Genomic DNA, 17,174 nt, shown 5'->3' on the forward strand with positions numbered 1-17,174 from the left:
AATGGACGATCTGGATAATGCGCTCGGTTCTGAAAGCGGCTACACCGGCGCGCGACGAATCGTGATCCTCTCTCTGCTGCTGTTTATCGTCCTCGGGATCTGGGCCTGGTTTGGCGTGCTGGATGAGGTCTCAACCGGTACCGGCAAAGTGATCCCCAGCTCGCGCGAGCAGGTTTTACAGTCGCTGGACGGGGGGATCCTCACCGAGCTGAACGTCCACGAGGGCGATCAGGTGCAGGCCGGACAAGTGCTGGCGCGCCTTGATCCCACGCGTTCAGAATCAAACGTCGGCGAAAGTGCGGCACGCTATCGCGCCTCGCTGGCTTCCAGCGCGCGCCTGTATGCCGAGGTGAACGATCTGCCGTTGAAGTTCCCCCCTTCGCTGAAGGAATGGCCGGAGCTGATTGCGGACGAAACGCGGCTCTATAACTCCCGCCGCGCGCAGCTTGAGGATACCCAGCGGGAGCTGCGTGCCGCGTTAGATCTCGCCAATAAGGAGCTGGCGATCACCCAGCGGCTGGTCAAAACCGGGGCCGCCAGCCACGTAGAGGTGCTGCGCCTGCAGCGGCAGAAAAGTGACCTGGAGTTGAAGCTCACCGACGTGCGCTCGCAGTATTACGTTCAGGCGCGCGAGGCACTCTCCAAAGCCAACGCGGAGGTGGATATGGTCTCGGCGATCCTGAAAGGCCGTCAGGATTCCGTCACGCGCCTGACGGTGAAATCGCCGGTGCGCGGGATCGTGAAAAACATCAAGGTCACCACCATCGGCGGCGTGATCCCGCCCAACGGCGAGCTGATGGAGATCGTGCCGGTGGACGATCACCTGCTGATCGAAACCCGCCTCTCGCCGCGCGATATCGCCTTTATCCATCCGAACCAGGAAGCGCTGGTCAAAATCACCGCCTACGACTACGCCATTTACGGCGGGCTGCACGGGGTGGTAGAGACGATTTCCCCGGACACCATCCAGGACGAAGCCAAGCCGGAAGTGTTCTATTACCGGGTGTTTATCCGCACCAGCCAGGATTACCTGGTGAATAAAGCAGGCAGGCACTTCTCAATTGTGCCGGGGATGATTGCGACGGTGGATATTAAAACCGGAGAGAAAACGGTGCTGGATTATATGATTAAGCCGTTTAACCGGGCGAAGGAAGCGCTGAGGGAGCGGTGATCTTTGCAGGATGAACAGGGCATGCCTCCACTCTATTTATAGAGCGGAGGCAGTTTGTTGCACTTCAAACCGTAGCTCGCTCATTCCAGGCATCGGAGTATTGAATATTTCCATCAACATAACGCCATGTGATTTTCTCGTAGCGCAGTTGAATGCTTTCCATGTGCCCTGTTCCCGGACAGTTACGTGTATCGTGCATAATTGGCGTAATAGAAACAACTTTTACACTTTCCAGTAAAATATTGAAGTATTCAACTTCCTGCCCTGCATCATTAATGTGGTACCACTTTACCTCTGCAGATTTGAGAGTTTGCCCTGTTGCAACAGCCCGATAAAGATAGGGGGATGCGCTGTCAATTTCTTTTTCAAACAGGAAAGGAGCGTGCTGACGTGTTCCGGTGAGTCTTCCTGTTGTCCCATCAACCGGGATACTTAAATTATGTGTCAAACCACGTAATTCAATACTCCCTTCTCTATGTTCTACGTCAGATGACCCCTTAATCAGATTCCCTGCATCATCTTTTAGCCATAAATGGACCGGTACAGCCATCATTTTCCTCCTTATTAATCATATAACCATCTTCCCGCTTTCGCAGATTCGGCGAACATCCTCACCGTTAAAGGCTTAGAAATTTGCTTTACGGGTTTATCCGTAAACCATTTTCGAAAAAACCATGTGTGAAACCATGGGTAATAGGCATTGTAATTCATCAGCGTTATATCAATATTGAATCGTTCGCTGAATTTATCCATACAGATGGCTAAATCATCATCCTCTGCATAGTCTTGTAAAATATCATCTAACTGCAAAGGTATGAGCTTGCCGGTAAATGTACCCATAACGGGCAATTCATTCTGAAAAAAAGCCAAAACCTCTTGTTCAGTTACCATATCCGGTCTTTCTTATGAGCAATCGTGTTATACATTTTAAGTGTCTTATAGCATATTTGAGCCAAATCGCTGGCTACCAATGTCCAGCCAATCACTGGTAGGCCTCTCCCGATAAAGGCCCCCAAATTTGTCACATACTTAGGTTTTAAAGTGGCAATGCTCGCTTCAGTTAACGTCGGTAATCTTACAGGTAACTCTACATTGAGATATTGACGTAAATATTTTGATGCTATAGATGTTCCTGCTGTTGTTCCGTAGGGCTTATTTCTGGTCTTTAATATCGGCAATCCTAAAATGATACAACTCATTGTTAGTGCATCCTCTATGCCGCCAAACTGCTCTTCAATTTTATCTAACAAAATCCAGAAAAACAGTTCACCAGCCGATATGTTGCAAATTCCTTTATAGAAGTAGGTTCCATTAAGCGCCTCGACGGTATCCATACACACCTTCATAGCCATTCTTATTAAGAATAAATACCATACGCCACTTTGACCGCAATGTTGATAAAATAGACCTTTATAAATTCCTAATTTTATAAACCGGCAGTATTATGTGCGGCGGAAAATATTTGCTCGTCAGGTGAAACATTTTTGGCTTGAACGCATTCCTCATTTTCCATTTTTTCTGAAGCAGCCTCGCAGAATGTAACTTATCCTTTCATCCCCACTTTTTCTAACGGCTTTTCGGGCGTATGTTCCTCCCACGCCAGCAAAATCTGGCGTCGGGATTGGCATCCCGGTTAAACTTAATGGCGGCGTAAGCTCTTGTTGCGCCGTGCGTCTGGCTACATTCCAATGGTGGGCTGGGCGGGGGCGTCGCAAGACGCGCCGGTGTCCATTAAGGCCGGTAATGCCAACTCCGTTCAGTCCTGCCACCCGGGAAATTGGCATTTCTCTGGCAGTGTCTTAATCACTTAATGGAAACTGTCATATGAACACCAGTAACGCACTTTTCACGACCCCTTTCGACTGCAACACCGACTTCATCGATCTTGCCGACAATTGCCAACGCTATTGCGAAGCGCTGGTGGAAGAGACCAATCCCGCGAGAAAAATAGCCCTCTGCGGTCGTCTTGCCTCGACTTTTGCCCTGCTCCGCCCAATGCTGCTGGAGCCTATCCCTGAGCACTTACAGGGACGGAGGCTGGAATCGCGTTGCTGGGTTGAGGTGGTTTTCTCCCTCTCCCTGTGGGAGAGGGCCGGGGTGAGGGCATCATACCGCACCTGTTTTATATTTATAAACAGGACGTTAATTATGAATAACCAGGAAAAATTACGCATCTCAACGACGCCACGCGCATTACCTTCACCCAAAAGGGGCTTCTTTAAGCGCCCACTGCCCCGGCGTTTTACCGGTCCACGCGCTGAAAACCTCAATGAATGCGCTGACGCTGTTGTAGCCGCAGGACAGCGCAATCCATCCCACCGGCTTCCCCGCGGCCAGCCACTCCATTGCCTGCATTACCCGCGCCAGTTGCCGCCAGTTAACGAAGTTCATTCCGGTCTGGGCACGAAAACGACGGTTGAACGTACGCACGCTCATCCCCGCCTGGCGGGCATGGTTCTCAACCGTCTGATTATCATCGACAAACTGCAGCAAATGCCTGACCACGTCCTTCAGACGCGGATCCGTCGGCACGGGCAGAGTAAAGTGCACCTGGGGTGCCACGGCAAGCTCATCCAGCAGCAGGGTGAGCTTTCGCGGATCGTACTCGCTTTCAGCAACGCTTAAGCGGGAAAACAGTGCATGGGTAAGATCGTCGGGCTCGAACAGGGCGGGCACATCGGGAAGCCTTGCGCAGCAGGCGGGGTCAAGATAGATGGCGCTGCCTTCTATCGCGCTTTCAGAAAAGGCGGCGTGCTGATTGCCAGGCGGGATCCAGCCGATGTGTTTTGCCGGTACGACCGAGCGCCCCCGCTGCGACTCAATCACCAGCAGACCCGTTGCAATGCGCCACAGCTGCCCAGCGCGATGGCTGTGCCAGGGGGTTCGGTACCCGCCAGGATGAAGGAGCGTCTCAGTACTGACCATATCATTTTGACCGAAAATCGTTATTCATCGGCGTATTACAGAAACTGCGTCTTCGGCTGTCAAGGATAATGGCGACTAAACCACATAAGGAGCCCTTAATGAGCATAATCACATCCCTGATAGCCGACACCGACAACGCCGCGCAGCGCGAAAAGATGGCGTGCCTGTTAACCCGCTTATTCAACGGCGATATCGATCCGGCAGAGGTCTTTACGCCCGATTACCAGCAGGTTACGGACGGTCACACGCTTGATTACCGGGGATTTATCCAGCACCTGAGCCACGTCAGCTCGCAGACTCGCACGATCGCCTTTACCGTGGCGGAGATAGCCTGTCATAACGAACTTCTGGCTGACCGGCATATCGTGACGGTCACGTATCCTGGCGGTCGTCAGGCAGAGATCGAGGTTTACCTGTTTGCCGCGCTGCGTGAAGGGAAAATCTGGCGGATCCATGAAGTCACGCGGGCCCTCAGCGGCGATGCTTCAGATCGCACGCTGGCCCATGCGACAGAGTAACGTCACTCCGCCGGGCGCGGTACGCTACGGTTATATACCTCAACATAACGCGCAAATTTCCCGATAAACACGCCCGCAAATACCCCGCCTGAGATAATCGCCAGCGCGCTCATGGCGGGTTGCTGCATTGTATGGGGAGAGATGGCGCTCATCACGCCCAGCACATACTTCACCGCGAACGCCAGCATCATAAACGGCAGCGCGGTGTAGTCTGCCTGACGGTAGAGGCTGCGCGGTGCCTCAGCTCGGGTGATAGCCGCCTGCTTAATCAGGAAGTACCCCAGTGCCGCACCGGCAAGGATCCCCGCCGTCCACAATGCAACAGTCGCAGGAGTCAGCGTGCGATAGACCACCAGATCGTAAATATCCCAGATAAGAAAAATGCCCGGAATGATAGCAAGCCGCTCCAGCGTCACGGTGGCGGGCTTGCGGGCTTTAATGCCGCGGTAGATAAGGAAGATAAACAGCACCCACACCCAGGCGGGTGTGTGCGTAACGACACCGAGCAGAAATTCAAACATGGAGATCACCATGGACGATCGCGGCTCCTGCCGCCCTGAACGCGTATTGCGCATAACGGCAGGAACGCCATTATGCGCAGGTCTTTTACAGCGATTTTTTCAGGCGACGAACCGCCTCTTTCAGCTCTTCATCCGTTGGCGTGACAAACGACATACGCAGCGTCGAATGGTCTGGCTCATTGCAGTAGAAAAATTCGCCCGGCACAAATACTACGCCGTTACTTAACGTCTTTTCCAGCCAGCGCGTGGTATTACTACCATTTTTCATATTCGCCCACAGGAACATGCCGCCCTTCGGCTTGTGGAACGACATCACATCGCCCAGCTCGGCTTCCAGTTCGTTGGCGAACGTCTGGTACTTCTGACGATAGGCTTCGCGGATCATTTTGATCTGCCCGGCCAGACGCCCGGTTTTCAGGTATTCGTAAGTCATCAGCTGCGACAGCGTGCTGGTGTGCAGATCGGTGGTTTGCTTCAGGTTCACCACCGCACGCTTCAACCACTCCGGCACCAGCACCCAGCCCACACGGGTGCCCGGCGCGAGAATTTTAGAGAAGGTTGAGGTATACACCACGTTCTCTTCGTTGCCGATATCTTTGGCATGGGCAATTAACGGGCGGAAAACTTCGTCGGTGTAATTAATTTCACTGTACGGATCGTCTTCGATAATCACGAAGTCATAGCGCTTCGAGAGTTCCACCAGCTGTTTACGGCGCGCCTCAGACAGCGTAACGCCACCCGGGTTACCAAATGTCGGCACAATATAAACCGCTTTGATGGGTTTATTTGCCACCAGGGCTTCGAGTTCATCCACTTTCATGCCGTCGCCATCGGTGCCAACGGATTCGAAATTCGCCTGCGCCAGACCAAAGACCTGCAGCGCAGCAAGATAGGTTGGGCGTTCGACGACGACGGTATCGCCCGGATTAATTAACGCGCGCGCCAGCACGTCAAGGGATTGTTGTGAACCGGAGGTCACGACCACATCATCCGCTTTGCAGCGGATCCCGCGCCCTTCGCAGATGCGCTGAATCTCTTCCCGCAGTCCCGGCACACCCTCGGTCAGACCATACTGGAAGGCTTCACCAAAATGCTGCGACAGTACGGCATCAGCGGCGATTTTCAGGCCTTCGTGATCGAACAAAGCCGGGTTAGGAATACCCCCACCCAGCGAAATGACGCCTGCCATTTTGCTATGTTTTAATAATTCACGGATGGCGGAAGATTGCAGGCCCTGCGCGCTGCTGGCGAGTTTGTTTGCAGACATTCTTTGATTACCTTCTTTTTTATATTGTGCCCAATCTTAGCAGAATATGAGCAATAAATTCCGTTAGCTTCGGGAGGGGACGTAAATCCTGACGCCACAGTAAATGCACCGGCCTCGGCGCGGGTGTAAACGGCTCCAGAACCCGAACCAGCCTGCCGCTTGCCAGCTCTTCCGCCACCAGCACCTCCGGCTGCAGAAGCAGCCCTGCCCCGGCGCGCGCCGCCATGCGTAAGCCGTAGCCGTCGTTGCATCGTAAAATGGCATCGCGCTTCCAGCGCACTTCGCCCTCCACACCCGGTAACCGCCATTCGTTGCGCGCGGTCCATACCGTGTGGGAAAGGCAGAGATGGTCCACCAGATCGGCTGGCGTTTGCGGCGTACCGTGGCGCGTCAGATAATCCGGCGACGCGCAGATCACCATGTTGTAAGGGCACAGGTATTTCGCCACCAGATCGTCATTGCGAATATCACCAATGCGAATGGCCAGATCGACCCCCTCTTCCACCAGATCCACCATCCGGTTGGTGAGATCCAGTTCGATACGCACTGCCGGATAGCGCTGCAGAAAGGTGGCGGTCAGCGGCGCGATAACGCAGCCGCCAAACGACGTAGGTGCCGTCACGCGCAGGGTGCCCGCTGGTGCGGCGCGCAGACGTTCCACTGCGCTTTCGGCAATGGCCACCTGCTCCAGCACCCGCTTCGCCTCGTCATAATAGACCCGCCCGGCGTCGGTCAGGCTTTGACGTCGCGTATTGCGCTCCAGCAGACGGGTGCCAAGCTCGGATTCCAGCAGCGCAATGTACTTCCCCACCATCACCGACGACATATCCAGCCGGGAGGCCGCCCCGGTAAAACTGCCGCTTTCCACTACGGCGATAAAGGTTTCCATGCCGCGAAGCTTATCCATATTACAAACCTCTGGTTAGCAATCTTCTAACTTTAGCCCAGTTTATCCGACTTTTAATTTATTAAAGAATGAAGACTCACAACATGAGGAGTCGGCTATGAAAATCATCATTATCGGTGCCAGCGGTACGGTCGGTCGCGCAGTAACGGAGGCGCTCAGTCGCCGCCACGAAGTGATCCGCGTGGGCCGCACGCAGGGCGATGAGCAGGTGGATATTACGTCACAGGCGAGCGTGCAGGCGCTGTTTGAGAAGGTCGGTCGTGTGGATGCGATTGTCTCCGCCAGCGGCGGGTTGTACTTTGGCCCCCTCACCACCATGAAAGACAGCGATTTCAATCAGGGGTTACAGGATAAACTGCTCGGACAGGTGCGCCTGGCGCTGACCGGCCAGCACTACCTGAACGATGGCGGCTCCATTACCCTGATTAGCGGGATTGTGGCGCACGAGCCCATCGCGCAGGGCGTCAATGCCACCACGGTGAATGCCGCGCTGGAAGGGTTTGTTCGCGCTGCCGCCTGCGAGCTGCCGCGCGGGATCCGCATCAACCTGATAAGCCCGACGGTCCTCACCGAATCGGTCGAAACGTACGACGGCTTCTTCCCAGGCTTTGAAAGCGTGCCGGCCGCCACCGTGGCGCAAGCCTATCGCCGTAGCGTGGAAGGGGTGCAGACCGGGCGGGTGTATAAGGTGGGTTACTGAAGCAGGAAAGGGGCGAGGAACGCTCGCCCCGTCACGATCAGAGCCTGCTTCGGATTTTCTCCACCATAGCGGTGGTTGAGATCCCGTAGCGGTCGTGCAGGGTTGGCAGCGCCCCCGCATCAAGGAACGCGTCCGGCAGTGCGACGGTATCAAAATCCACGTTCACGCGGTTGCGCATTAACAGCGACGCGACGGCCTCACACAGCCCGCCAACGCTGCTGTGGTTTTCCGCCACAATAACCAGCCGTCCCGGTTTCGCGGCCTGCGCCAGAATGGTCTCCTCATCCAGCGGTTTAATGGTGGGCGAGTGCAGTACCGCCACGCTGACGTTATCCTTACGCAGCTGCTTTGCTGCCTCCAGCGCGCGCATGGTCATTAGCCCTGAGGCGATGATCAGGACGTCGCTCCCCTCTTCCAGCAGCGCGGCTTTGCCCAGCGTAAACTGGTAATTGTACTGGTCCAGCACCACCGGCACCTTGCCGCGCAGCAGTCGCATATACACCGGCCCATTGTGCGCCGCGATCGCCGGTACAGCCTGTTCGGTGTCTATCGCGTCGCAGGGATCGATGATGGTCATCCCCGGAATACCGCGCATAATCGCAATATCTTCCGTCGCCTGGTGGCTCGGACCGTAGCCCGTGGTTAACCCCGGCAGTGCAGCGCATATCTTCACGTTGAGATGCTCTTCGGCGATAACCTGATGAATAAAATCGTAGGCACGACGGGTGGCAAAGACCGCATATGTCGTGGCGAAGGGAATAAACCCCTCTTTTGCCATTCCCCCGGCCGCGCCCATCAAGAGTTGCTCCGCCATCCCCATCTGGAAGAAACGTTCCGGATACGCCTGGGCAAAGATATGCAGATCGGTATATTTCGACAAATCCGCCGTCATACCGACAACTTCCGGGCGCTGTTCCGCCAGCTTCACCAGCGCATGGCCGAACGGTGCAGAGCGCGTCTCCTGGCCGTCTTCCGCAATAGAGGCAATCATGGCCGACGTGGTTAAACGCGGTTTTTTCTCCGTTATCTGGCTCATTACAGCACTCCTTCAGGTTTGTTGGCATCCAGCACGGCGAGTGCCTTTTGCCACTCGTCAGCATCCACGCGAATAAAATGGTTCTTGTCACGTTGTTCGAGGAAAGGCACACCTTTGCCCATCAGCGTGTCGCACAAAATGACGCGTGGCTGGTTTTCCGGATAGCGTCTGGCGTTATCAAACGCCGCCACCAGCGCAGGGACATCGTTGCCATTTACGCGCTGCACATACCAGCCGAACGAGGTCCATTTATCTTCCAGCGGCTCAAAGCCAAGGATCTTGTGCGAATTGCCGTCTGCCTGCTGGCGGTTAATGTCCACCAGCACGATCAGGTTCGACAGGCCATGGTGCGCTGCAGACATAGCCGCTTCCCAGGTTGATCCTTCGTCAAGCTCACCGTCCGACATGGAGTTAACGACCCATGCCGCGCTCTGCTTGTGCTTCAGCCCCAGCGCCATGCCGACCCCAATACTTAACCCCTGTCCCAGCGAACCACCGGAGATCTCCATGCCCGGCGTGTAAGTTGCCATACCGGACATTGGCAGGCGGCTGTCGTCCGAGCCGTAGGTCTCCAGCTCCTCTTCAGGAATGATCCCGGCTTCAATCAGAGCGGCATAACAGGCAATGGCGTAATGACCGTGGGAAAGCAGAAAACGGTCACGACCTTCCCACTCCGGCTCGTCCGGCTTGAGGTTCATACCGTGGGTAAACGCGGTGGCCAGTACGTCGGCATAGCCCAGCGCCTGCCCGATGTAGCCCTGCCCCTGCACTTCGCCCATGCGCAGCGCATAGCGGCGAATACGCCATGCCGCCGCGGCAACCTGTTGAACTGTGGTATCCGTCATCGTCGAGTCTCCTTAATGGATCAGCATGCCGCCGTTCACGTCGAGCGTGATACCGGTGGAGTAAGACGAAAGGTCGCTGCCAAGGAACAGCGCGGCGCGGGCAATATCCTGCGCGTCGCCGAGGCGGTTAAGCGGAATGCCCGCCAGGATGGCGGTTTTCATCTCATCGCTCAGCTTGCCTGCGGTGATGTCCGTCTGGATAAGGCCGGGTGTAATGCAGTTTACGCGTACGTTATCCGGCCCCAGTTCGCGGGCCATCGCTTTCGCCAGGCCCAGCACACCTGCTTTAGCCGCGCTGTAGTGGGGGCCGCCAAAAATACCGCCACCGCGCTGTGCTGATACCGATGAAATGCAGACAATGCTGCCCGACTTCTGCGCGCGCATGGTGGGGATCACCGCCTGAGACATCAGCAGCGTGCCGCGCAGGCTGACGTCCAACACCGCGTCGTAATTCTCGCGTTTAATATCCATCAGCTTAATCGGCTGAGTAATTCCGGCGTTATTCACCAGAATATCGATGCGCCCGTATTTTCCCAGCACCTGCTCAATGGCGGCATTGACCTGTAATTCATTGCTGACGTTCGCCGCAAGGCCCAGATGCTCTTCACCCAGATTCGCCGCCGCTGCCCGACTGGCCTCAGCATCTAAATCGATAATCACTACCTTCGCACCCTGCCCGGCATATAATTTAGCCGTGGCAAAACCCAAACCGCGTACAGAAGCCGCGCCGGTAATAACGGCGACTTTATCTTTCAGTAGCATATATTTACTCCACTATGGTAAAAGGAATTTATTTTTTATTTCGGTTCATCCAGCAACATAATCACAAATAGGCCAATCGCTGCACAAACACCGAAATAAATAAATACAGAGTTAAAACTTCCTGTTTTATCCAGCAGAAAACCCGCCAGCATCGGGGAAACAAATCCGCCGAGATTTCCGCCGCTATTGATAATTGACGCAGCTATCGGATAGGTTTTACTGTCCGCAACGGCCATACCGTAAGCCGTAAAAGCAGGCCAGCCGATATTCAGACAGAGGCCGACAAAAAACAGCCCCACGCAAACCGCAACGGTGCTTTGCGGAATATTCAGCATGATGACCATCATTAACACGGTGCTGATGGCGGTAAACATCATGGTCGGTTTACGCCGACGGCCGAGCAGTTTGTCGGATACGTAACCGCCAAAAATCGCCCCGATAAATCCGCCGATGCACGGCATACTGGCGACCAGCCCCATGCTCATAAACGTAAAGCCTTTCTCTTTCACCAGATAGAGCGGGATCCACGTCAACAGGCCATACAGCACGCTGACCATCATGAAATAGGCCAGACAGTCGCCGAGGATATTCTTCGAAGTAAACAGCCCTTTTACCGTGCTCACCGGGGCTAAGTCCCGCACGCGAATCAGGCGGTCAAGGCGCGCAAAGCCCGGTGAAATCACGATGTTTTCCCGTCTGGCGTCCGGCGTCTCCTGACCCACAGTAATGGTCTCCAGTTCGGCTTTAGAGACGAATGCGCTCTCTGATGGTCTGGTGCGCACCAGCAGATACCACAGAACGGCAATGACCAGACCGGGGATCGCGAAGGAGAAGAAGACCCAACGCCAGCCCCACGTCATGGCGATCCACACCGCCAGCGGCGGCACGAGGATCGGCGCGAACATGGTGGCCGCGATGTAGACGCCGGTGGCGGTGGCCTTCTCCCTGGGTGGAAACCAGTTATTGATGGTGGAGGCCAGCCCGACGGGGCACGGCCCCTCCGTTAACCCCAGCCCCAGACGAATAAACTTCAGCCCAAGAACCGAGGTTGCCGTGCCCATCAGCCAGGTAAACGCCGAGAAGCCGAATATCGACAGCGCCACCATGCCGCGAATACCCTTTTTGGCGATAAAAAAGCCCGCTGGAATTTGGCTCAATGCGTACCCCAAAAAGAACATACTGGCGATGGCACCGGCTTCGAAATTATTAATATGAAACTCATCAATGATAAAGGGCAGTACTGCACCAATATTTGTTCGGTCAGCATAGTTAATGGCATACACAATAAAAATTAATGCCAGCACAACGAAACGGTAATTGGTTTTTTTAGTGTTTATGTAGGGGACAGCATGTTCTATACGAGACATAACTTACCTCATTATTCGAACAACGTGAGTCGTTTTATTTTTACGTTCAAGGTCAATATATCGGCTCATGAATGAAACACCATTCAATAAACCTCATTTATTGCTGAGATAAATTTGATTCGCGATACAGCTCAAAAAAATAACCTCGGGATAAAATTGCCCGCATGTCATCTCAATGTTATGTTTTTTATCAATAAACATGACAGGAGTAGGCTATGTCCGCGCAGGATCGCCAGACGTTATCACTGCCCTCGCTCAGAAATTTGCAGGCATTCATCGCCGTCGCTAACGCATTGAGCATCCATCAGGCGGCCGAACAGCTCAACGTCACCCCCTCCGCGGTCAGCCATCAGATCGCGTCGCTGGAGTCGTGGATGGGCAAGAAATTATTCATCCGCAGCGGCAAAGGGGTTCAGCTCACCCCAACGGGAGAAAAATATCTGCGGGAGGTCTCGGCGGCGATGAGCGCCATCGGACGCGCCACCGATCAGATCGTCAAAGAGAAAGATAACGCCGTGCTTCGGGTGCACTCCTCGCCCACCTTCGGGTTGTCATGGCTGTTGCGCCGCCTGGGTAAGTTTCGCGCCGAATATCCCGATATCACCATCAATCTCACCTGCTCCTATGAGAATCTGCAATTCGCCAGAGATAATATTGATATTGATATCCGCCACGGTATCCCGGACTGGGATGCTTACCGGGTGATGACCATAAAAAACGACACGCTGGTGGTGCTGGCCTCGCCGGAGTATGCGCAAAAACACCCCATCAGCACACCCACCGATCTGCTGCAACAGTCACTCATCTCGTCCACCAGCACTCTGGTGAACTGGGAAAAATGGTTCGCCTGGCACAATATCGACAGGCCCTGGCTCAACTTCAGCCTCAGCTTTGACCGCTCCTATATGAGCTTTGAAGCGGCGCGCATGGGGCTGGGATTTATCCTTGAGAGCAAAATGATGGCGACAGACCACCTGAAAGATGGCTCACTGGTGCAGGTACTGCCGGATGAGATGGGGATCGCCATTAACGCGCATCATCTGGTAATGCCGCATATGCATGAACGCGCGTGGAAGATCCAGCAGTTCGTTGAGTGGATTGACCGGGAGCTGCGGCTGTCGGGTTATCATCTGTAACGTCGGGTGGCGGCTTCGCCTTACCCGACCTACAAAATCTGCGGCCTGTTGCCCTCACCCCAACCCTCTCCCACCGGGAGAGGGAAAAATGCACATTAACCCACCGTGCCCCAGACAAGGTTCCCCTTATGGAAGGTCGCGGTGCGCGGTGAAATGCGCGCCACCGCCTCGGCGGAACAGGAGGCGTCCACCAGCACAAAGCTGGCGTCGTCCTGCGCTTTCGGCCAGACGCGTTCACCTTTGTCGTTCAGCGGCAGCACGTCACCGGTCGCAATACCTAAAGCGCGGGACAGCGTCTGCTCATTAGGGCGGATATAGAGCTGGGCGTAGAGATTCGCTTTTTCCAGCATGTCCCCCAGGCCGTACGGAGACCAGTGGTCGATCACGCTGTCGGTGCCCGTCATGACAAACACGCCTTTATCGCGTAACTGCTTCAGCGGCATGTGCAGGGTGCCGATGGGTACGGTGGAGGCGATAGTCACCTGCTGCGCCGCCATGCGGGTGGCAATCTCGTCCACCTGCTGCTCGTTGAGCGTGGCCAGCGCAAAGGCGTGGCTGATGGTCAGTTTGCCCTTCAGTTGCGGGGTTTTCTCCACGGTTTCGACCATGTAGTTCACCGCCGCCACGCCCGCCGGGCTGGTTTCGTGCAGGTGAATATCCACCCCTTTGTCATAATCCAGCGCAATCTGGAACATGGTGTCTAGAGATTTCTCCATCGCCCCGTCAACGTTGGTTGGATCCAGCCCGCCCACGTAGTGCGCCCCGGCCTGCATCGCCTCGCGCATCAGCTTTTCGGAATTCGACAGCAGCAGGCCGTGCTGTGGAAACGCCACGATCTTGCAGTCAAATCCGGGCTTGCGACGCGCCAGCACCGCCTGCAGGTTCTCGAGATTCTTCAGGCCCGAGACCGGCTCAATATTGCAGTGGCTGCGGGCGAGGGTGGAGCCTTTCGACTGGATCAAATCGATCAGCTTTTCGGCGCGCTCCTGGGTATAAGGCTGAAGTTCGGGGAGCAGCTTCTGCTCAAGGCGGATCATATCCTGAATGGTGGTACCCGCCGGGCGGTTGAGCGAACGCCACGGGCCGCCGTAGAAGGTTTTATCCAGGTGAATGTGCATATCGCGCATCGCCGGGAGCATCAGCTTGCCGCCTGCGTCATAGTGCGGCAGGGTGGCGTCCGCGTGACTTTTGTTATCCCGCAGGGCGACAATTTTCCCGTCTTTGATCTCCAGCGTTTTCAGCTCGGTGCGGGTGCTGGTCGCCACGCCGCCGTCGACGTTAAATCCGGCCTCCAGCAGCACGTTGTCCAGGTAGTAGTGTTTAGCGGTGATGTTCATCGGTTTGCCCGTCTCGCAGGTTGGTTTTGCGGAATCGGCAGCATACGCGACGGAGCCAGTCGCGCCAAACAGCGCGCAGGCGGTGACCATTTTGCCGCTCTGGCTGATGAATTCACGGCGGCTTTTATTTTCACTCATCTTATCTTCCTTCATTAACAATATGGGTACCGGTTTCCCCGCGCAGCGCGGCGGGCAGGCAGTCTGGCGAGGTGATGATCACGCGCTTGCCGCCATGGCGTAAAAATTCCAGCGAGGCGACGATTTTGGGCAGCATGCTGCCCGCCGGGAAATGGCCCTCGTCTTTGTAACGGGTCATCTGCGCCACGCTCACCGTGTCCAGCGCCTGCTGATTCGGCTTGCCAAAGTGGATGCACACTTTTTCGACCCCGGTGGTGATCACCAGTACGTCGGCGCGGATCTCGCGCGCCAGCAGCGCGGTGGAGAGATCTTTATCAATCACCGCGTCAACGCTCTGGTAATCGCCCTGCTCAGTGCGCACCACCGGAATACCGCCGCCGCCCGCGCCAATTACCACAAAGCCTTTTTGCGTCAGGGTCTTGATGGCATCGGCTTCAACAATGCGTAACGGCTGCGGCGACGCCACCACGCGACGATAGCCCCGACCAGAATCCTCAACAAAGTGCCAGTCCGGATGCGCCTGCTGCAGTTCATCGCGCTGCGCTTCGCTGAAGAACGCGCCGATGGGCTTGGTCGGGTGGCTAAAGCCCGGATCGTTTTTATCCACCTCCACCTGAGTGACAACGGTGACCGCTTTTTGCTCACCGCGCGCAGACAGGCGGTTGTTAAGCGCCTGCTGGATCAGGTAGCCGATACCGCCCTGCGTATCCGCCACGCAGTTAGCCAGCGGCGTGAGCGGCAGTCCCTCCCTCTCGTGGGCAATTTCAGCGCGGCGGAGATCCAGCCCCACCTGGGGGCCGTTGCCGTGGGTAAGCACGATGTCATAGTCCGAGGCCAGCATCTCCAGCACCGACTCTGCCACCGCCTTTACCGCCTGCGCCTGATGTTCAACCGACTGGCTGGCGTTATCTTTGATAATGCTGTTGCCGCCGATGGCGACGACCATAAGCTCTTTCATTTTGTTTCCTTTAGAAGGTGCGTTCTGGTGCCCTCACCCCGGCCCTCTCCCACAGGGAGAGGGGGATTAACAGAGATATCCAGCACATGCTTCACCACAAACATGCCGCCCATCATCAGATACGCCGTCACAAACATCAGCGAACTGCCTTCGGCAAAGCCCACCACCGGGGCGTGGATCACGCCAAACAGCGCCAGCAGCGCGCCACCGGCGGCGGCAATGGCCCCGCGCAGCGGTTTGTTGATAATGGCGAAGATGGCGATGCAGCCCCACAGCATGCTGGCGAGCGGTGCGCCGCTGCCCAGATGCACCAGCCCCTCGTAGTAGATCCCTTTACTGTGCAGCACGTCGGTGCCGATTTTCGCCGCGCTGGTGCCCGCCGCGCCCATCACGCTGTTCATCATGGTCAACGCCCAGTTGGCGATCCACGGGAACAGGCAGATGAAAATCACGGGCACCTCCACTTTGGGCGTTTCCCTCACGACCTGGTTGGCGGTGACAACGCCGATAAACACCAGGATCGGCACGATGGCGGTCATCGGAATGATGGCGAGCATAAACGCCCCCAGCCCGAACAGCGGCACGATAAACATGGTCACGCCGGAGGCCAGCGTGTAGCCGATGCTGGCGCCCATCGCTTTCCAGCCCGCATGACCCACATAGACCGTCACCGGGAACGGATTGCCCATCAGGCAGCCGAGCATGGAGGCCAGGCCGTTCGCCAGCATTACCTTGCGGGTCGGGTACTCGTCTCCCGCCGCGTGGGCGCTTTCAATGTTTTCCAGGTCGAAGATGTAGTTCGCCAGCCCCAGCGGCACGGCAGACGCCAGGTACGGCAGCGCGTGCGGCAAGCCCTGCAGGAAACCTTCTACATGGACTTCGGGCGGGTTAAAGCCGAAAGAGGACATCGAGGCTTTGATTGCCTCCGGGCTTTGCAGGCCGGAGATCCACGCTAACACCGTGCCAGCAATCAACAACAGCAGACCGGTCGGGATCCTGGCGAAGATCGGTTTTTTGCCGAACCAGTTAATGAAGATCAGCAGCAGCACGATGAACGACACGGTGGGCGCTTCAAACGCCTGCAGCATCGGGTTCATCGCCAGCAGCAACAGACCCAGGCCCGACAGACACGAGAGCAGCACGGTACGCGGGATCATCTTGCGGATGGTCTCCCCCAGGAAAGAGCCGCCCGCCAGAATCATCGCCTCGACAAAGCACCACACCAGACCGATCTGAATGGCAAAATCCGCGTCACCGGTTTGCTGGTAGACCGGCATCAGGACCAGAAAGGTGACGGTAAAAATCGACGGCGCGCTCGGGCCAGACGGCAGCGCGGTGACGTCCGTTCGTCCGGTGGCGCGCGCCATCTGCAGGCCAAACCATGCGTAACAGACGCTCGCCACCAGCACCGCCAGCCCGAAGGCCGGTGCGATGCGTCCATAAACAATCTCCTTCGGGATGCCGACGACAAAAATGAGCAACCCCATCATGGTCAGCAAATTGGTCAGGTTGTTGGTCATCAGCCCGAAATATGCCGCCCAGTCACCTCTTTTCCACTCCAGTTTCATGTTTTTCATGGATGCTTG

Annotated in this window: 18 protein-coding genes; 4 read left to right on the plus strand and 14 right to left on the minus strand. The window is 56.0% G+C overall.

The window, feature by feature from the left end:
- The first annotated feature begins 1 nt into the window (after position 1).
- Positions 2–1,171, plus strand: coding sequence for an HlyD family efflux transporter periplasmic adaptor subunit (locus ACQG22_RS18155; RefSeq protein WP_086528237.1), 1,170 nt, complete (start codon positions 2–4; stop codon positions 1,169–1,171).
- Positions 1,172–1,235: 64 nt separating this feature from the next.
- Here the strand turns inward: ACQG22_RS18155 and ACQG22_RS18160 are convergent, their stop codons facing one another.
- The 4 genes from ACQG22_RS18160 to ACQG22_RS18175 form a co-directional block, all read right to left on the minus strand.
- Positions 1,236–1,721 carry an Hcp family type VI secretion system effector gene (locus ACQG22_RS18160; RefSeq protein WP_029882108.1) on the minus strand — a complete coding sequence of 162 codons (486 nt, stop codon included), beginning with the start codon at positions 1,719–1,721 and terminating at the stop codon, positions 1,236–1,238.
- A gap of 14 nt (positions 1,722–1,735) precedes the next feature.
- Positions 1,736–2,062 (minus strand): DUF1493 family protein, encoded by a 327-nt coding sequence (locus ACQG22_RS18165; protein WP_040023494.1) that lies wholly within the window; start codon positions 2,060–2,062, stop codon positions 1,736–1,738.
- Positions 2,056–2,505, minus strand: coding sequence for an STM2901 family protein (locus ACQG22_RS18170; RefSeq protein ID WP_040023496.1), 450 nt, complete (start codon positions 2,503–2,505; stop codon positions 2,056–2,058). Before ACQG22_RS18170 ends, ACQG22_RS18165 begins: the two co-directional genes overlap by 7 nt.
- 865 nt (positions 2,506–3,370) lie before the next feature.
- The gene (locus ACQG22_RS18175) at positions 3,371–4,096 is read right to left on the minus strand and encodes a helix-turn-helix domain-containing protein (RefSeq protein ID WP_369706681.1); all 726 of its coding nucleotides are present in this window, start codon (positions 4,094–4,096) and stop codon (positions 3,371–3,373) included.
- A gap of 98 nt (positions 4,097–4,194) precedes the next feature.
- Here ACQG22_RS18175 and ACQG22_RS18180 point away from each other — a divergent pair, with 98 nt between their 5' ends.
- Positions 4,195–4,614, plus strand: a complete 420-nt coding sequence (locus ACQG22_RS18180) for a nuclear transport factor 2 family protein (protein ID WP_038980946.1) — start codon at positions 4,195–4,197, stop codon at positions 4,612–4,614.
- 2 nt (positions 4,615–4,616) lie between these two features.
- Here ACQG22_RS18180 and ACQG22_RS18185 read toward each other — a convergent pair whose 3' ends face one another.
- The 3 genes from ACQG22_RS18185 to ACQG22_RS18195 all read right to left on the minus strand — a co-directional run bounded on the left by ACQG22_RS18185 (position 4,617) and on the right by ACQG22_RS18195 (position 7,309).
- A complete protein-coding gene (locus tag ACQG22_RS18185) occupies positions 4,617–5,135 on the minus strand; it encodes a DUF6622 family protein (protein WP_369706680.1) in 519 nt (172 codons plus the stop codon).
- A gap of 85 nt (positions 5,136–5,220) precedes the next feature.
- Positions 5,221–6,402 (minus strand): PLP-dependent aminotransferase family protein, encoded by a 1,182-nt coding sequence (locus tag ACQG22_RS18190; protein WP_038420464.1) that lies wholly within the window; start codon positions 6,400–6,402, stop codon positions 5,221–5,223.
- Between the two features lie 19 nt (positions 6,403–6,421).
- Positions 6,422–7,309 (minus strand): LysR substrate-binding domain-containing protein, encoded by an 888-nt coding sequence (locus ACQG22_RS18195; protein ID WP_369706679.1) that lies wholly within the window; start codon positions 7,307–7,309, stop codon positions 6,422–6,424.
- Positions 7,310–7,406: 97 nt separating this feature from the next.
- On the opposite strand from ACQG22_RS18195, the gene ACQG22_RS18200 reads away from it, so the two are divergent.
- On the plus strand, positions 7,407–8,009 hold the full coding sequence (locus ACQG22_RS18200) for a short chain dehydrogenase (protein ID WP_038980949.1): 603 nt from the start codon (positions 7,407–7,409) through the stop codon (positions 8,007–8,009).
- Between the two features lie 37 nt (positions 8,010–8,046).
- Here ACQG22_RS18200 and ACQG22_RS18205 read toward each other — a convergent pair whose 3' ends face one another.
- The 4 genes from ACQG22_RS18205 to ACQG22_RS18220 are packed head-to-tail and all read right to left on the minus strand — an operon-like array spanning position 8,047 to position 12,019.
- Complete coding sequence (locus tag ACQG22_RS18205; protein WP_201749379.1) at positions 8,047–9,045, minus strand: transketolase family protein; 999 nt, start codon at positions 9,043–9,045, stop codon at positions 8,047–8,049.
- Positions 9,045–9,890 (minus strand): transketolase, encoded by an 846-nt coding sequence (locus ACQG22_RS18210; RefSeq protein ID WP_013098399.1) that lies wholly within the window; start codon positions 9,888–9,890, stop codon positions 9,045–9,047. The genes ACQG22_RS18205 and ACQG22_RS18210 overlap by 1 nt, the downstream gene beginning before the upstream one ends.
- Before the next feature lie 12 nt (positions 9,891–9,902).
- Positions 9,903–10,652, minus strand: a complete 750-nt coding sequence (locus ACQG22_RS18215; RefSeq protein WP_023620857.1) for an SDR family NAD(P)-dependent oxidoreductase — start codon at positions 10,650–10,652, stop codon at positions 9,903–9,905.
- Positions 10,653–10,687: 35 nt separating this feature from the next.
- Positions 10,688–12,019, minus strand: a complete 1,332-nt coding sequence (locus ACQG22_RS18220) for an MFS transporter (protein WP_038980953.1) — start codon at positions 12,017–12,019, stop codon at positions 10,688–10,690.
- Between the two features lie 215 nt (positions 12,020–12,234).
- On the opposite strand from ACQG22_RS18220, the gene ACQG22_RS18225 reads away from it, so the two are divergent.
- Positions 12,235–13,155 (plus strand): LysR substrate-binding domain-containing protein, encoded by a 921-nt coding sequence (locus ACQG22_RS18225; protein ID WP_013098402.1) that lies wholly within the window; start codon positions 12,235–12,237, stop codon positions 13,153–13,155.
- 95 nt (positions 13,156–13,250) lie between these two features.
- Here the strand turns inward: ACQG22_RS18225 and ACQG22_RS18230 are convergent, their stop codons facing one another.
- From ACQG22_RS18230 to ACQG22_RS18240, 3 genes are read right to left on the minus strand one after another with little or no spacing between them, the layout of a single operon-like run.
- Entirely contained in the window at positions 13,251–14,630 is a 1,380-nt protein-coding gene (locus ACQG22_RS18230) for an amidohydrolase family protein (protein ID WP_369706678.1), read from the minus strand.
- Between the two features lies 1 nt (position 14,631).
- A complete protein-coding gene (locus tag ACQG22_RS18235) occupies positions 14,632–15,588 on the minus strand; it encodes a carbamate kinase family protein (protein WP_013098404.1) in 957 nt (318 codons plus the stop codon).
- Positions 15,585–17,165: a xanthine permease gene (locus tag ACQG22_RS18240; protein WP_040023525.1), complete on the minus strand. Its 1,581-nt coding sequence runs from the start codon at positions 17,163–17,165 to the stop codon at positions 15,585–15,587. Before ACQG22_RS18240 ends, ACQG22_RS18235 begins: the two co-directional genes overlap by 4 nt.
- Positions 17,166–17,174: the final 9 nt, after the last annotated feature.

This window comes from Enterobacter cloacae complex sp. 309I3, assembly GCF_050031595.1.
Lineage (GTDB): Bacteria > Pseudomonadota > Gammaproteobacteria > Enterobacterales > Enterobacteriaceae > Enterobacter > Enterobacter cloacae.